The sequence below is a fragment of the Microcoleus sp. S1D4 genome (assembly GCF_036700765.1).
Taxonomy (GTDB): Bacteria; Cyanobacteriota; Cyanobacteriia; order Cyanobacteriales; family Microcoleaceae; genus Microcoleus.
This window is the reverse complement of sequence record NZ_JAUBPP010000006.1, coordinates 165804-182437: the sequence shown is the minus strand read 5'-3', so window position 1 is coordinate 182437 and position 16634 is coordinate 165804. Positions and strand designations below refer to the sequence as shown.

The window sequence follows — 16634 nt, the reverse complement described above, 5'->3', positions numbered from 1 at the left end:
TATTTTCCTCGCTAACTGCTTCGTCTTCTAAGTTACTGACAGCCTCTAAATCATCGGCGATGGGTGCAATGCTATTTTCCTCGCTAACTGCTTCGTCTTCTAAGTTACTGACAGCCTCTAAATCATCGGCGATGGGTGCAATGCTATTTCCCCGGCTAACTTGTTCTAGGTTGTTGTCGGAACCTTGTTCGGATGTCTCCAAGTCTGAGGGCACAGTCATAGGTATTATTGATTTTATTTAGGTTTTACGTTTATTAGTCTTGGGTGCAGGTGGTAGCAGAAATCAGTTTCTGGATTAAGGGCGATCGCTCTTTTTACTTTAAGCCCATTGGTTAGCTATAATTTTTTTTAGCCATCAATCACGATCGCAATTTTGCCGATCGCGCGGCCGGTTTCGCTGTAAGCGTGGGCTGCTGCTACTTCTGCTAAGCTGTAAGTGCGATCGACAATCGGCTCAACTTTATCGGATTCTATTAACTCCCGCAAAGCCCCTAAATCGCTGGGGTTGGCATTGGCTAAAATAAATTTAGCTTTTTTGCCCGATATAAACCAGCTCGTTAACATCGGTGCGAGGTTGTCTAAACTCGGCAAAGTCGAGATATAAACTCCCTCTGATTGCAGCACATTTTCGCATTCAGCAAATGTTCTTGTCCCGACAGCATCCAAGATTATATCATATTTTTCGGTCTGTTGAGTAAAGTCAACTTCCGCGTAATCCAGAACAAAATCTGCTCCCAAACTCTTGACAAAATCTCTATTTTTAGCACTGCAAACTCCCGTTACTTCCGCATTCATTGCTTTCGCAACTTGCACGGCAAAAGTGCCGACTCCGCCGGAAGCACCGTTAATCAATACTTTGTTTCCTGCTTGAATTTGACCCAAATCTCGGAGCGATTGCAAAGCTGTTAAACCTGCGATCGGTACTGCTGCTGCTTCTGCATGAGTGATGTTTTTAGGTTTAAAGGCGGCATCGGATTCTGGCACGACAGCGTATTCGGCGCAAGCACCCCCCTTGATTGGATTTAAGAAAGTATAAACTTCATCTCCGGGTTGAAATTTGGTGACTTCCCGGCCGACTTCCACGACAACTCCCGATATGTCAGAACCGACTATTCGAGGAAAGTTATATCCTGTTAATAGTTGCAGGTGTCCTTGCCGGATTTTCCAGTCTACGGGATTGACGCTGCTAGCGCGAACTCGCACTAAGAATTCGTTGGATTTGGCGATCGGTTTTTCCAACTCTCGGTACTGCAATTCCTCGGCTGAACCGTAGCGATCGAACGCAACTGCTTTCATGGCAAATTTTCCGGTTTATTTCCAATAGAATACTCAATCCTTTACAATTACAGCACATTCGATCTAAATGTGACACAGTAAATTGAGCTAGACTTGTAGCAGCGGGCGATCGACTCTTGGAAGCCGACCGACTGGGCGCAGGCGTGAGGCAACGGGCCCGCTGGCGAGCGTGCGATCGACTAGGGATTAAAGTTAATAGGAACAGGGCGGGCGATCCCATAACCCTGAGCATAATCTACTCCAATCTCCCGCAATTTTTCTAAGATAGTCTCGTCTTCGACAAACTCAGCTATAGTTTTAAGATTCATCGCATGGGCAATACGATTAAACCCTTCAACCAGCGCTTGAGAAATCAAATTATGACTAATATTCTTGACAAAAGCGCCATCTATTTTTAGATAATCCACTGGTAAATTTATCAGGTACGCAAAGGAACTCAACCCACTGCCAAAATCATCTAAAGCAAAGCAACAGCCAATCTTTTTGAGTTCGCTCATGAAATATCTGGCTTGCTCAAAGTTGGCGATCGCTGCCGTTTCCGTGATTTCAAAACCAATGGTTTGTGGTGGAACTTGGTAGCGAGAAAATTGTTCGATTAAAAACCTCATAAACTGATTGTTACTAATGCTAGCCCCAGAAAGATTGATCGTATACAAGCCTTGACTAAGAACATCTTTATCCGGCAACTTGTGATAGTTTGAGAAAAATTTCTCGATGACCCAACAATCGATCTCAGTTATCAATCCGTAACGCTCGGCGGCTGGAATAAACTCATTTGGAGATACTATTTTTCCATTTTCGTTCAGCATTCTGATCAAAATCTCATAATGCTCTACTAATGGTTTAGAGGTAATAGAGACAATCTTTTGGTAGTAGAGACAAAAACGATTCGTTTCCAACGCTCGACTGATTTTGGAAACCGCCAGTCTCTCACCACGTTGTCTAATTAGTTCGCCATCATCTAGGCGATAAAGATGAACACAGTTGCGGCCTCTGGCTTTTGCCGCATAACAAGCTGCATCAGCCGCTCCTAGAAGCTCCATCAAATTTTGGCTTGTTTCGTCAATGGCAACAACTCCAATACTGACCCCGACGATCAAGATTTTGCTATCCCAAATAAACCGAAACTGATGCACTAAGTCTTTGAGTTGTTCCGCAATCTTAGCTGCTTGAGAGAGGGGACATTGACTAAGCAAAAGACCAAATTCATCACCTCCCAAGCGCGCCAGCGTGTCATTAGCACGGACTCCCTTTTGAATAAGTGCACTGATTTGGCGCAGTAGCTCATCGCCAGCAAGATGACCTGCGGTATCGTTAACGACTTTGAACTGGTCTAAATCTAAATAACAGAGAGCGTGCTGCTGATTGCTATCTTTAACAGAGGCGATCGCATCAACTAAATGTTGCTCAAATTTTCGACGGTTGATTAACCCCGTCAGGGCATCGTGACTAGCTTCCCAAGAGAGTTGACGGGTGAGATAGCGCGATTCGGTAACATCATGAAAGACGATGACTACCCCAATAATTTGACCTTGGCGGTCTCGAATTGGTGCTGCTGAGTCCTCAACTGCATACTCCGTCCCATCGCGGGCAACGAGAATAGTTTGGTGACCTAAGCTCACAATACGCTCCTCTAATAGAGCTTTGTTTATAGGATTCTCTACTGGCTCTCGCGTTACTTGATCGACAATTAGGAAGACTGTAGACAAAGGAACTCCTTGAACCTCATGAACCTTCCAGCCTGTCAGTCGCTCAGCTATAGGATTTAAATATCTCACATTACCTTGGGCATCCGTAGTAATGACCGCATCGCCAATGGATTGCAGTGTCACTTGAGCCAATTCCTTTTCGGCAAAGAGAGACTCTTCGAGACGTTGCCGTTCTTCAATTTCTCTCAACAGACGTAAATTTTGCTTTTGGAGTCTTTGTTGCAGCCTTCCAATAGTTAGGTGGGTTTCGACACGAGCTAATACTTCTTCAAGTTGAAATGGCTTAGAAATATAATCTACCCCGCCCGCAGCCAGCCCTTGAACCTTATTAAAAGTTTCATTCAGTGCACTCAAAAAAATTATGGGGATGTCTGCGGTGCTAGGGTCAGATTTTAATTGTTTACAAACTTCATAGCCATCAATATCTGGCAATTTAATGTCTAGTAAGATTAACTCCGTCGATGGCAATTGGGCAGCTCTGAGCGCCATTGCCCCTGTTAGAGCACTGCGTACTTTATAACCCTCTGCGCTCAAAGTATCCCTGAGAAGACGCAGGTTATCAGGCAGATCGTCAACAATTAAAATATTGCCTCGGTAGTTTTTAGCTCGATCGCTAACCCGATCGCTAGTTCTATCGATAATCATACAGATTTCCCTAGTTTCTTGCTAGACGACTATAAACATATGCACAAATAGTATAGTTGAATTACTAGCTTATAAAGCTCACTTTACCCAGAAAGAAGTCCTGCGATCCCCGATATATTGGTGTGGCAAGGGGGCGCAGACATACAAAATCTGAAGAGTTCGGTTAGGGGCAGCCCCCCGTGCTTGCCCTTCTTCGCTTCGTCTAACATCAGAAGCAGAGTATTTAAACCTAAGCAGCCGATTTATGAACAAGCGCATTTCTCAAATGGCAAGTCTACTCGTCATTGCGATCGGATGTCTCGTGCTGCTGGGTTGGCAATTTAATATTTCCCTACTCAAAAGTGGTTTTCCCGGTATGACTTCGAGCATGAAAGCAAACACGGCACTTTGCTTTTTGCTGGCTGGAGTGTCTTTGAGATTGTTGCAGTACCAAAGAACCCGACTGTACAATCGCATCGCTCAAGGAATGGCAGGATTCATCATCATCATCGGTTTGCTGACGGTGAGCGAGTATATTTTTGGTTGGAAACTGGGTATTGATCAGTGGCTTTTCCGAGATTTCGTTTCTTCAGCGGCTCCTTATCCGGGAAGAATGGGAGTAAATACCGCCCTAAATTTTGTGCTGATGGGACTAGCACTGTTACTGTTAGGGCAAAATTCCCAACGGGATACTTGGTTGGCTCAGATTTTTAGTAGTGTTGCAGCTTTAATTTCTCTACTAGCTTTATTTACACACTTATTCAATGTCGATATTCTTGAACGGTTGGTCACAATTACGACGACTCAACCCCTAAATACGATCGCCATCTTTTTCATCCTCTATGGAGGAATTTTATTGCTCCGCCCCAACGAAGGATTAATGCAAGTAGTAAGCAGTCGCCTGGTCGGCGGAGTAATGGTTCGGTGGTTGCTGCCTTGGGCGACGACCTTTCCAGTGACACTGAACTGGTTCACTCTTCAGGGACAAAATTTAGGCTGGTATAACGCTAATTTTGGCTATACATTGCGTTCAACTGTTATGGTTGTCACGTTCTCAATTCTCATCTTGGGGACGGCTCGCTTTTTGAACCAGATAGATTATAAGCGCCAACAAGCCGAAGCAGAAATTAAAAAACTTAACGAAAATTTAGAAATTCTTGTGGCTGAACGAACAGATGCTTTACAAAAATCGCAGGCTCGTTTTGCGGGCATTCTAGAAATCGCCAATGATGCAATCATTTCAGTCGATCGCACTCAACGCATTACCCTGTTTAATCAAGGGGCAGAAAAGATATTTGGCTATAAAATTGAGGATATTTTAGGGGAGCCACTGAATTTACTGCTGCCAGAACAGTTTAGAAATGCACACCCGCAGCATATCAAACAATTTGCACAGTCTTCTACCAGAGCGCGAAGGATGGGAGAACGAGGCGAGATTTTGGGTCGTCGTCAAGATGGAACGCAGTTTGCGGCTGAAGCCTCTATTTCTAGGCTGGAAATGGGAGACGAAACGGTATTTACGGTTATTCTGCGCGATATTAGCGATCGCAAACAAATTGAGATGGCTTTACGAAACAGTGAAGAGCAGTTTCGCCATGCGTTTGAAGATGCCTCTATCGGGATGGCGATCGTTTCACTTGATGGGCACTGGATTAAAGTCAATCCTGCCTTATGTCAGATTCTTGGCTACTCCTCAGAAGAGTTGTTAGCATTAAGTTTCCAAGATATCACCCATCCTGACGATTTAGACGCGGATCTTAGTTATGCACATCAGCTATTAGCAGGAACAATTTCAACTTACCAACTGGAAAAACGGTATTTCCATAAACAAGGACATATTATTTGGAGTATTCTTGATGGCTCGCTAGTACAAGATGCACAGAGAAATCCCTTGCATTTTATTGCTCAAGTCCAAGACATTACCGCTCAAAAAGAAGCTCAAAAGACGCTAGAACTTCAAAGCGTTATTATGAATAATATGGCAGGAGGAGTATGTTTGATTAAAGCCTCAGACCTCACGATCGTCTACACCAATCCTACCTTTGACGCTATGTTTGGCTACGCAGAGGGCGAACTCGCAGGTCAACCCCTTGGTGTCTTGAATTATGTCGATACAAAGGTTACACCAGATGTAACCTTTCTAGATATCGTTACTCAAATTCAACAGACCGGCGAAGCGAAATATGAAGTCCAAAATAAAAAGAAAGATGGAACTCTCTTTTGGTGCAGAGTTCATACATCCAAGTTTGAGCATCCTGAATACGGAACTGTATATGTTGCCGTTCAGGAGGACGCAACAGAGCTAAAACTAGCTGAGCAAGCCTTGCAAGCTACCACAAATCGCCTCAACTTTCTTCTAAACTACAGCCCCGTTGTCATTTTTAGCAGTAAACCTGCTGGCGATTATGGCGCAACGTTCATCAGCGAAAATATCAAAGATATATGGGGCTACGAAACCAGCGAGTTTTTAGAAGATTCTCAATTTTGGGTGAATCACTTACACCCCGATGATGTAGGAACAGTGGTTCATGGCTTAGCAAATCTATTCATTAATGATTTGTATTTCCAGGAATACCGTTTTCGTCGCTCCGATGGGGTTTATCGCTGGATGCTCGCTCAGTTTAGGCTAATTCAAGATCATTCAGGTACACCAGTAGAAATTTTAGGATATTTAATTGATATTAGCGATCGCAAACAAGCTGAGTTGGAATTTCACCAGGCAAATGAAGCAAACCAAGCCAAGACTGTCTTCCTCGCCAATATAAGCCACGAACTCCGCACCCCCCTCAACTCAATTTTGGGATTCACGCAATTGATGAGTTATGAGAGCAATCTGACTCCTTCTGTTCAAGAACATTTACAGATTGTGAAGCGTAGCGGTAAACATTTATTGGACTTGATTAACGATATTTTAGATTTATCCAAAATAGAGAGCGGACGGATGACCCTCAATCCTTCTGACTTTGGTTTGACAAATTTGCTGACTTCTATTGAAGAAATGTTCCAAGCTAAAGTCCAATCTAAAGAATTGCAACTAATTTTTGAGCTAGATCCCGACATTCCTCAATTTGTGCATAGCGACGGGAAAAAACTCTATCAAGTCTTGGTCAATCTCCTTAGTAATGCGATTAAGTTTACCAATCAAGGAAGCGTCACTCTACGAGTAAGAGCAGCACAAAGAGACAAAACATCCTGTCACCTATCTTTTGAAGTTGAGGATACAGGTGTGGGAATCGCGCCCACAGAAATTGAGAGCCTATTTAAGGTATTTGTGCAAGCCGAAGCTGGGAAGAATTTGAGTCAAGGCAGTGGGCTTGGTTTAGGGATCAGTCAAAAACTCGTCAAACTCATGGGCGGTCAAATTCGGGTTAAAAGCACTTTGCACCGAGGTAGCACTTTTTCTTTTGAGATTGGTGTACAGTTACCTCAAGCCGAATCCTTACCCCCAGAATCAATTAATCAAAGAGTAATTAATTTAGCTCCCGGACAACCGACTTACCGCATTCTTATTGTTGAAGATTTAGGAGAAAATCGTCGCTTGTTAGTCGAGATCCTGATCTCGGTTGGTTTTGAGGTGAGAGAAGCAAAACAGGGAGTGGAGGCACTCTCACTGTGGGAGAGTTGGCGGCCCCACCTGATTCTGATGGATCTGCAAATGCCGATCGTGGATGGCTACACAGCTACTAAATATATTAGAGAACGCCCTCAGAGCCAAGAAACTGTCATTATTGCTTTAACTGCCAGTATTTTTGAAGAAGAGCGAGAGAAAGTTCTTATGGCTGGCTTTAACGACTTTATAAGCAAGCCATTTCAGCAGAGAGACATCTTTGACAAAATTGCTAAATATTTGGGAGTGCAATATATCTACGCAGTCGTAGAACAAACTCACAAGAAACTATTGCTTGAAACGCTGTCTGTAGAAGATATATCTGTGATGTCCCCTCAGTGGTTAGAACAAATGTATCACGCCGCTTACTATCTCGACACCGAAGTTATGAACGAATTAATTGTACAAATTCCTGAATCTAAAGCAGGTTTATCTAAGGCACTAACTGATTATATCAACAATTTTAATTATGACCGAATTATGGAGTTAATTCGACCTCTGCTGCCGAATCCACTTTAGCTATCGAGTTTAAGGAAAAAGAGGCTATAGTGCTTTCAGCAGTGGCTATATTTCCAATAGAAACCAACCTGGAAAAAGATTTGGAAGTTTTTGGATATGTGTGTTGCAGATATCAGCATGAGGCAATGGCATTGCATTAGATTGAATGTGCTGTATCATATAGCAATTATATTTTGGGTGTGAATGGGATTGATTTTTTTTATTAACCGCAGAGAGAGACAGAAATGATTGATTTAACCGGAAAGGTAATTTTAGTAACGGGCGGCTCGAAAGGGATTGGTGCAGTGACGGTTCGGACTCTGGTTAATGCTAGGGCTGAGGTGATTTTACATTACTGTCGCAGTCACCAAGCGGCGGAATCGGTAGCAGCAAGTGTTGCGGGCGATCGCTGTTATTTATTAGCAGCAGATTTGATGCTAGAAAATGCGGCTGCGAGTTTGTGGCGAGATGCGGTAAAATGGCGCGGTCATATTGATATTATAGTTAACAATGCTGGGATTATGCAGTCGGCGGGTATTGAGGAGGAATTCGATATTTGGTCGTCGGTTTGGCAGCAAACTTTACAAGTTAATTTAGTTGCTGTTGCTGATTTGTGCCGGGAAGCAATTCTACATTTCAAAACTCGCAGTGGTGGTACAATTATTAATATAGCAAGTCGCGCTGCTTTTCGCGGCGATGACCCTAATTACCTCCACTATGCCGCCTCAAAAGGTGCGATTGTTGCTTTAACTCGCAGCATTGCTAGAGGATTTGCGGCTGAGAATATTTTGGCTTTTACTGTTGCACCGGGATTTGTCAGTACGGAAATGGCAGATAAGTTTATTCGGGAGTTTGGCGAAGCAGAGATTGTGCGCGATATCCCGATCGGCAAAATCGCTCCTCCTCAAGATGTCGCCAATGTTATTGCCTTTTTAGCCTCTGGTTTAGCCCCGCACGCTACGGGGACAACGATCGACATTAACGGTGCCTCTTACGTGCATTGATGCTATCCGTGATACTGCACAAAACATCTAATTGTAGGGTGCGCAATGCGCACCTTACGACTACCTCCAAAGACTCATGAACACACATTTTGCCACCAACCAATTTATAACCTTAGCCAGACGCGAAAACAGCAACAAATAAATTAAATTTTATAAAATACTACCTTAAGGAAAACTGATTATGACAGCAGATAACGGTACAAACACCAAACGAGTTGCTATCCTTATCGAAAATGGAGTAGAAGATTCCGAATTCCTAGTTCCTTACAATGCCTTAAAACAAGCAGGATTTGAAGTAGTTGTTCTCGGTTCCCGTACTAACGAAAAGTATGCCGGTAAAAATGGTAAAGTTTCCCAGCAAGCTGACGGAACTACTACTGAATCAGTAGCAGAAGAATTCGATGCAGTGATAATTCCCGGCGGTATGGCTCCCGATACTATGCGGACTAATCCCAATACAGTGGGGTTTGTCAAAGAAGCTTTCGAGCAAGGAAAAATAGTCGCTGCTGTTTGTCACGGGCCGCAAGTTTTGATTGAAGCCGACTTGCTAAAAGGCAAAAATGCGACTGGTTTCTTGGCAATAAAAACCGACATGATTAATGCCGGAGCTAACTACATCAACGAACCTTTAGTAGTTGATGCTAACTTGATTACTTCCCGCCAACCGGGCGATTTAGCAATATTTACTACTGCAATTCTGGCTCGCCTCGGTTACGGCGGAAAAGCAGTAGGTTTACCCGAAGAAACTGACAGCAGTGCAGAATGGTGGAAACTAGCTAATGCTTGGGGAGGCTCCACACAAGGCGATATTGCTAAGGGTTTGAATACCGCCCTCGCAGGGGAACGTTATGCTTGCGAAGCGTTTCAAAATTATGCGGAAAAAACCGGAGATAGCGATTTGCGATCGTTCCTTGCAGAAATGGTTCAAAACAAACAGCACCACATCCTCGCTCTGGAAAAGCGCCTGAACGATTTCGGCGAAAAACCCTCAATTCCCGCCCAAATTGCTGATAAATACGCTAAATTAAAAACTTCGCTACAAGGAACTGATGAAACGTTTTTGTTGCGAACCATTTTGGGCGATTTGCAAACCGGTGTTGTCGATATCCACAACCTGCGGGCCCAGTTTACAGATCCGGTATCAACTGACATTTTTACAGAGATAGAAGCGGATTTGTCTAAGTGCGAGCAAGCCTTTGCTAAACTCTTCCGCGCCCGTGCAGTTTCCCAGGACATTAAGCCGCCAAAACCTTCGACTAGCCCCGCTGTTACGATGTAACTAGCCGCCGGATCAATAATTTTGTAGTTGTGCCAAGGGGTTAAAACCCCTACCTAGAGCGCAACTACAAATTTGCTATGCAATAATAAAATATACGCCTTTGCGGTAAAATAAATCCCAAGACTACAAAGCAGATGCTAAATTAACTGCAAGGTGGAGAATTTTATAAAATGGGTTCTATCTTTGTTTCAGCAGGACACGGCGGGTTTGAAGGCAGCTTGCGGGATATGGGGGCGATCGCACTTGGCACCACCGAAGCCCAGGAAATGATCCTAACTCGCGACTTATTAGTAGCCGAATTGCGGCAGCGAGGCATAGAAACTTTCTCGGTGCCCGATACTCTGAGTTTGCTAGAAACTATCGCTTGGATAAACAACCGCAGCCTCGCGGGAGATGTAGCGGTAGAAATTCACGGCGACTCTTTTTCTAATCCCCAAGTTCGCGGTGCCACTGCGTTTTATATTGGCAGCAACCCTAAGCGAAAAGCAGATGCGGATTTAATTTTAAACGGCTATTTACGCAGGTGCCGAGAAATACCAAGCCGTGGCGCAAAAGCAGATACTGAAGCTGGTGTTGGTAGCCTCGGATTTTGTCGGCGCGTCAACATTCCTTCGCTACTGATTGAACTCGGTTTTTTGACCAGCCCCGATGACTTGCGAATTATTCAAACTCGTCGCCGCGATGTCGCCCTCGGACTCGCTGACGGGCTCGAAGCTTGGTTAAAAAATACGAATTTGAAACCCTTGCCAACACCAACACCCGCACCGACACCAGCGCCGACACCAGCGCCGACACCTGCACCAACGCCCGCACCGACACCCGCACCAACGCCCGCGCCGACACCTATAGTTTATCCCTTGATTAATATCCAAATTAACGGTGGGCCGCACGAAGATAAAGGCATTTTGGTGAACGGAAATTCCTTTGTCCCTTCCGAAGTTCTAGACCTTCTCAACGTCGAACCAGAGGCAGTCGATCGCCGGGTAACGTACAATGGAGTAGTTTTCGTGCGGGCGATCGATTTGCGCGATCGGGATATTTCCGTAGCATGGGATCAGTCTACAACATCAGTATTACTGCGATCGCGCCGTGATATCCTCTCAGGCGTAGCAAAAATCATGGGTCGGGGTCTAACTACCGCCCAACAAATGACAGCATTTCTCGCCAAAAATAACAGCAAAGCCTCAGCAAACTTTCCGAGTTTACCTCAAATTTACGTGCAAGAAGCAGCCGCAGAAGGAGTTAACCACGACGTAGCTTTTGGCCAAATGTGTTTAGAAACAAACTATCTCAAATTTGGCATTGCAGTAAAAGCAGAACAATTTAACTTTGCCGACATGGGAGTCATCAGCCCCACAAATTCCGGTCTCTCATTTCCCGATGTCAGGACAGGAATTAGAGCGCAAATTCAGCACCTAAAAGCTTACGGCAGCATCGAACCTATCGACCAACCTTTAGTCAAAGAAAACGTGCGTTTTCGCTTTGTCAAGCGCGGTGTCGCCCCCACAGTCAACGAACTTGCCGGTCGCTGGAATTCTGACCCATTATACGGAGAAAAAATCATCAATATCATCCGGCTTTCCTACGAAAATGCAGGTTTATTGTAGTCAGTTGACTGTTGACAGTTGACAGTTGATAGTTGTCAGTTGTCATCACTCAACGCCGTCAACAGTTAACAGTCAACAGTCAACAGTCAACAATGCCCAATCCCTCCGCTTCGCGCTCGCCCAATTCCCAATCCCTCCGCTTCGCGCTCGCCCAATTCCAGATTATTAAATAACTATGGTTTCTAGCAACATCCAATTTTCCGACATTCAAAATAATTGGGCCAAAATATTTATTGACGGCTTAGTAGAACGGTCAGTAATTAGCGGATTTCCCGATCGCACTTTTCGCCCCAACAGCAACCTCACCCGCGCCCAATTTGCCGCCATTGTCAGCAAAGCCTTTCCCATACCCGACAAACGGCCCTACATTCCCTTTATCGACGTTCCCGCCACTCACTGGGCCGCCGCCGCCATTCAAACAGCATATAAAAGAGGGTTTATTTCCGGCTACCCCGACAACCTGTTCCAACCCGAAAATAGGATTACCAGAGCCGAGGCATTAGTTGCTTTAGTTAGCGGAGTATTTGGCTCAAATAGTGTACCAACAAGCAATCTTATCCTATCAAACATCTACCTAGACAGCACAGAAATTCCCAACTATGCCAAAAATGCGATCGTCATAGCCACCCAATCCGAAATAGTTGTAAACTATCCAAATTTAAACTTATTAAATCCCGCCGGAAGCGCCACCAGATCCGATATTTCAGCCTGGGTTTATCAAGCATTAGTGTATCTCAAAAAAGCACCAGCAATATACAATCAATATATTATAGTTCTCAGCAAAGTTCCCCGACCCCAAGTTTACGTAAACCACCAGCGAGAATTTCGCGGAGTTTGGATAACATCAGTGTGGAACATAGACTGGCCGTTCAGCAACAAACTCTCAACAGAACAGCAAAAAGCCGAACTGTTAAAAATTCTTGACAGGGTACAAGAAATGAATTTCAATGCAATTATCCTCCAAATTAGAGCAGCAGGCGACGCCCTTTACGCCTCACAATTAGAACCTTGGAGTTCATGGCTGACAGGAACTCAAGGAAAACCACCAGAACCTTATTATGACCCTTTAATATTTGCCGTTGCAGAAAGCCACAAACGCAACATAGAAGTTCACGCTTGGTTCAATCCCTACCGCGCCAAAGTTTCTTATACCCAAACCCCTCCCAACGTCAGCCCGCACATCTCTGTTACCAATCCCGAATGCGTTTATCCGTGGGGCGACGACTGGTGGATGGATCCGGGAATTGATTTAGTGCTAGAAAAAACTTACAACGTCATTTTAGACGTAGTAAAGCGCTACGATATAGACGGCGTTCACTTCGACGATTATTTCTATCCTTACCCGATTGCCGGCCAAGAATTTCCCGACAGCAAAATTTACAATAGTTACGTCTCCAGAGGCGGAAAAATGAATTTAGGAGATTGGCGTCGGGAAAATGTTAACAAGCTAGTTAAAAGACTAGGAGAAGGAATTCGAGCAGCCAAACCCAACGTTAAATTCGGCATCAGTCCCTTCGGCATATATCGCCCCGGCCAGCCGCCCCAAAGTCGCGGTTTAGATGCCTACGAAACACTTTACGCCGATGCCAAAAAATGGTTAGTATCAGGTTGGGTCGATTATCTCAATCCGCAACTTTATTGGCGCATCGACCAAACAGCTCAAAGCTATCCAGTTTTGCTGCAATGGTGGCTCGAAAATAACCCGCAAAACAGACATATTTATGTGGGAAATAACTTAGGAAAGCTTGACGGTCAGAAGTGGAATGTAGACGAAATCAACAATCAAATTGAGATTACGCGCAACTCCAAACAAAACTTAGCTTTAGGCAATGTTTTCTTCAGCATGAAAGCATTTAGCGACAATCGCCAAAAAATATACGATAATTTCAAATCCACTACATACACGCAACCTGCACTCGTTCCCGTGATGCCTTGGCAAAATGGAACGCGACCAGCCCCTCCCGCATCAGCCGTAGTCCAAAAAGTTGGCAACAGCAATATTTTGCAGTGGAAAAATCCCGCCGATAAAAACATTCGTTCGTGGACGCTTTATCAAAAAAATGGAGATAGCTGGAAGCTGATCAAAATTCTCAATGCAGACACAGTACAAGTAGCCGTAGGAACGGGAATTTATGCTTTGTGCGCGGTGAGTATCATGGCTGTAGAAAGTGTAGGAGTTTTCATAGAAATATAATCACAAGTTTAGCGAAAAATGATGGCATATAATGTTCATACGTTGCTGCAAATAGAAGCGATGGGCATCAAAACGCTGAACTCCTGAATCTAGATGTAACTCTTTGCAATCATGGTGCCTGCCAAATTCTATCAACCACTCAAACAGATTTTGCCCGTAACCTTTTGACCGCACTGTTTCATCAACAACCAAATCATAAACATACAAAAATCGTCCCCACGCCAAACACTCATCAATACAGAACCCTGCTACAGCAAATATTTGAGCATCTCGTTCTAAAAAAGCCAACTGGTAACCATTCTGCTTTTGACGCTGAACTTTCTCCAAAAAATCCTCTTGTTTCAGGTGTGGACGTAATTGAGCCAATATCGGAAAGCATTCAAGGATTTGTGAATCGGATTTTGCCAACTGGATCGACATGAACTAAAATCTATCGAAACTTCACTTCTAGACTATGATACCTAATTTTTGTCCATCCCATTGACAAAAAACTTTCGCCAATTCGAGCGAGTCACAAATGCCGATCGGGCGATCGAAGAAACAGCCCGCACTTTTCACATCGGAGACAAAACCCCCAAAGTTTCCCAAATGATTTACGGCAATCCTGACAACAGATAAATTCAACAGACAACAGACAACTGACTAATAACTTCTTCCTTGCGATAGAAGAAATATTGCAGGCAAATACGCTATCCTGTTGCCAATATTTTTGATCTTGAGGAAAAAACGGCTGTGGTTCCCTTACGCGACGAAAACCCGATCAGCATCACTCCCTACGTTACCTACGGGCTGATTGCTGCAAACGTATTAGTATTTTTGTACGAACTCTCCTTGGGCGATCGCCAATTAACGCAATTTTTCTACTCTTGGGCGGTAGTTCCTTGCCAGCTAAGCAATATGTGTCGGGTAGCGCTGCCAGTTTCGCCATTTCCCGAATGGACTACGCTAATTAGCTCGCAATTCCTGCACGCAGGCTTTCTCCACATTGCCGGAAATATGTTATTTTTGTGGATTTTTGGCAACAATGTAGAAGACCGTTTAGGACACGTCAAATTTATAATATTTTACCTTACCTGCGGCGTTTTAGCATCACTAACTCAGTGGTTTTTTTCCTCAGCATCAGCCATTCCGTCCCTTGGTGCTAGCGGGGCGATCGCAGGCGTGATGGGAGCTTACATTCTCAAATATCCCCAAGCCAAAGTTCTAACACTGCTGCCGTTAGGAATCTTTATTACCACCGTCAGAATCCCCGCTTTCTTCTTTCTCGGATTTTGGTTTGCACAGCAAGCATTGAGCGGGTTGGCTTCCTTAAATGCCCCTGCAAATGTCGGCATGGAATCCGGGGGAGTTGCCTACTGGGCTCACGCCGGCGGCTTTGTTTTCGGCGCTATTCTCGGCCCTTTGTTGGGACTTTTTTCTGAGGACGATAGGATTTAATTTTTCACCGCAGATGAATGCAAATTAACGCAGATAAACTGCCAACTAAATCGGCGTTTATCTGCGTTTATCTGCGGTTTCAAACCTCTGATTTTTTTTAAAGTTCGGTGCTATACTTGGCTCTTTGTTGTGATTTTTCTCTTAACGGGTGACAACGCACCTATAATGCTTGCTGCACAAGGGATAGGGCGTAGAAGCCACGTTAAAAATAGAGACGTTTATTTATGGGGCTTGAGCGCAATTAGACTTATTACCCAATCGTTCCATAATTCCATCCCATAGATCCACCGTTGTCCATAGAGGCTCAGACTAAATTCACTTTGTCGTGGGGTTTTGTCTTGATGCTCCGAGATCCGCCCAGCATAAATTTCTACACCTAATTTCTTGATCCATTGTCCGTGAATCGTTGCCAAACTATAAGCGAGCGAAATCAACAAGACTCAAGCTAACAAACGAGCTTCATTGACCTTGGTATCTTCTCGCATTATCACCACCAGTTTTGTAATCTTTGAACATCTGTTCGATGTCCCACCGACAACAATAAACATCTAAAGTAAGCTTCAGATTAGGGAGATTTGTCAGAATGTACCAAGGTTCTTTTGGCCCTGGCTTACGATATTTTCGTTTCCAATATACAGCCAGATTAAATGGCCCTAAACCGTCTCCTTTATTTCCCAAAATATTCTGATAAAATTTGGACATCCCAGGTTTGAAGCCAAGCTTTTTGAGCACTTGATAGTCTTCACCTAAATTCTCTTGAAATTGGAAGTCTTTTTTCGCTCCGTAGTGCAAAAGATACACCCCTGTCATCAAGCCATGATGCGAGTTTGGGGCTATGGAACTCTCGCTCGCCATTATACCAAAACGGGGTATTTCTTAAATAGAATAAGGACTGTACCTAAAAGTCGTTTTTGAGTCTTGAGGTCACTGTTACCTGACTTCTTTAAGAGTTCCCAATATATTGGCAGAGCATGAGTTCCCCAGACTAGACTAACCATAAATATATTATGTCCTTTCCACTGTGTCCGGTCGATTGTAACGATCCAATAGCCATACTTTTGATGTTTGAGTTTTCGTACACAACGACGTTGTTCTCGGTTTAAGCGCTTGGACGTTTGCTCTTGCCGAATCCAATATTTAATCAGGGGAAACCATAACAGTTTGACACACAACTGAGGCAACACTCTCAAGCGTTGTAAGTTTCGGAAAGCGACTTTGATATTGAATCGGTTGAGGAAAGACACTGGCTAATACGGAGAGCTTAACCTGACGATGAGCCTGAAGCAATAACAACAGCAGTTGTAAGGTTAAGTATTGGCTTTCATTGAGATGAGTGCACAGGATTTTTTAGTATCATGGTGGCAACATTTTGTTTTTTG

The 16634-nt window shown here is 44.1% G+C and carries 10 protein-coding genes and 2 pseudogenes; 7 read left to right on the top strand and 5 right to left on the bottom strand.

Annotation, left to right across the window (positions count from 1 at the left end):
* From QT998_RS09105 to QT998_RS09095, 3 genes and pseudogenes are all read right to left on the bottom strand, one after another.
* A pseudogene (locus tag QT998_RS09105) lies at nt 1–220 on the bottom strand (hypothetical protein); the annotation flags it as partial.
* 128 nt (nt 221–348) lie between these two features.
* Nucleotides 349–1296 carry an NAD(P)-dependent alcohol dehydrogenase gene (locus QT998_RS09100; RefSeq protein ID WP_333113907.1) on the bottom strand — a complete coding sequence of 316 codons (948 nt, stop codon included), beginning with the start codon at nt 1294–1296 and terminating at the stop codon, nt 349–351.
* A 179-nt stretch (nt 1297–1475) separates the two neighbouring features.
* A complete protein-coding gene (locus tag QT998_RS09095) occupies nt 1476–3650 on the bottom strand; it encodes an EAL domain-containing protein (protein ID WP_333113905.1) in 2175 nt (724 codons plus the stop codon).
* A gap of 244 nt (nt 3651–3894) precedes the next feature.
* Here QT998_RS09095 and QT998_RS09090 point away from each other — a divergent pair, with 244 nt between their 5' ends.
* From QT998_RS09090 to QT998_RS09070, 5 genes are all read left to right on the top strand, one after another.
* Nucleotides 3895–7755 carry a PAS domain S-box protein gene (locus tag QT998_RS09090; RefSeq protein WP_333113902.1) on the top strand — a complete coding sequence of 1287 codons (3861 nt, stop codon included), beginning with the start codon at nt 3895–3897 and terminating at the stop codon, nt 7753–7755.
* 224 nt (nt 7756–7979) lie between these two features.
* Entirely contained in the window at nt 7980–8738 is a 759-nt protein-coding gene (locus QT998_RS09085; RefSeq protein ID WP_333088019.1) for an SDR family NAD(P)-dependent oxidoreductase, read from the top strand.
* Nucleotides 8739–8919: 181 nt separating this feature from the next.
* Nucleotides 8920–10017, top strand: a complete 1098-nt coding sequence (locus QT998_RS09080) for a DJ-1/PfpI/YhbO family deglycase/protease (protein WP_333113901.1) — start codon at nt 8920–8922, stop codon at nt 10015–10017.
* Nucleotides 10018–10187: 170 nt separating this feature from the next.
* Nucleotides 10188–11624 (top strand): N-acetylmuramoyl-L-alanine amidase, encoded by a 1437-nt coding sequence (locus QT998_RS09075; RefSeq protein ID WP_333088015.1) that lies wholly within the window; start codon nt 10188–10190, stop codon nt 11622–11624.
* A 175-nt stretch (nt 11625–11799) separates the two neighbouring features.
* On the top strand, nt 11800–13818 hold the full coding sequence (locus tag QT998_RS09070; protein ID WP_333113900.1) for a glycoside hydrolase family 10 protein: 2019 nt from the start codon (nt 11800–11802) through the stop codon (nt 13816–13818).
* Here QT998_RS09070 and QT998_RS09065 read toward each other — a convergent pair whose 3' ends face one another.
* A complete protein-coding gene (locus tag QT998_RS09065; protein ID WP_333088013.1) occupies nt 13819–14238 on the bottom strand; it encodes a GNAT family N-acetyltransferase in 420 nt (139 codons plus the stop codon).
* A 60-nt stretch (nt 14239–14298) separates the two neighbouring features.
* Here QT998_RS09065 and QT998_RS09060 point away from each other — a divergent pair, with 60 nt between their 5' ends.
* Together QT998_RS09060 and QT998_RS09055 are read left to right on the top strand one after the other, a co-directional pair.
* The gene (locus QT998_RS09060; protein ID WP_228049856.1) at nt 14299–14436 is read left to right on the top strand and encodes an MFS transporter; all 138 of its coding nucleotides are present in this window, start codon (nt 14299–14301) and stop codon (nt 14434–14436) included.
* Nucleotides 14437–14550: 114 nt separating this feature from the next.
* Nucleotides 14551–15255, top strand: coding sequence for a rhomboid family intramembrane serine protease (locus tag QT998_RS09055; protein WP_333088010.1), 705 nt, complete (start codon nt 14551–14553; stop codon nt 15253–15255).
* 202 nt (nt 15256–15457) lie between these two features.
* Here the strand turns inward: QT998_RS09055 and QT998_RS09050 are convergent.
* Nucleotides 15458–16599, bottom strand: a pseudogene (locus QT998_RS09050) (IS4 family transposase).
* Nucleotides 16600–16634: the final 35 nt, after the last annotated feature.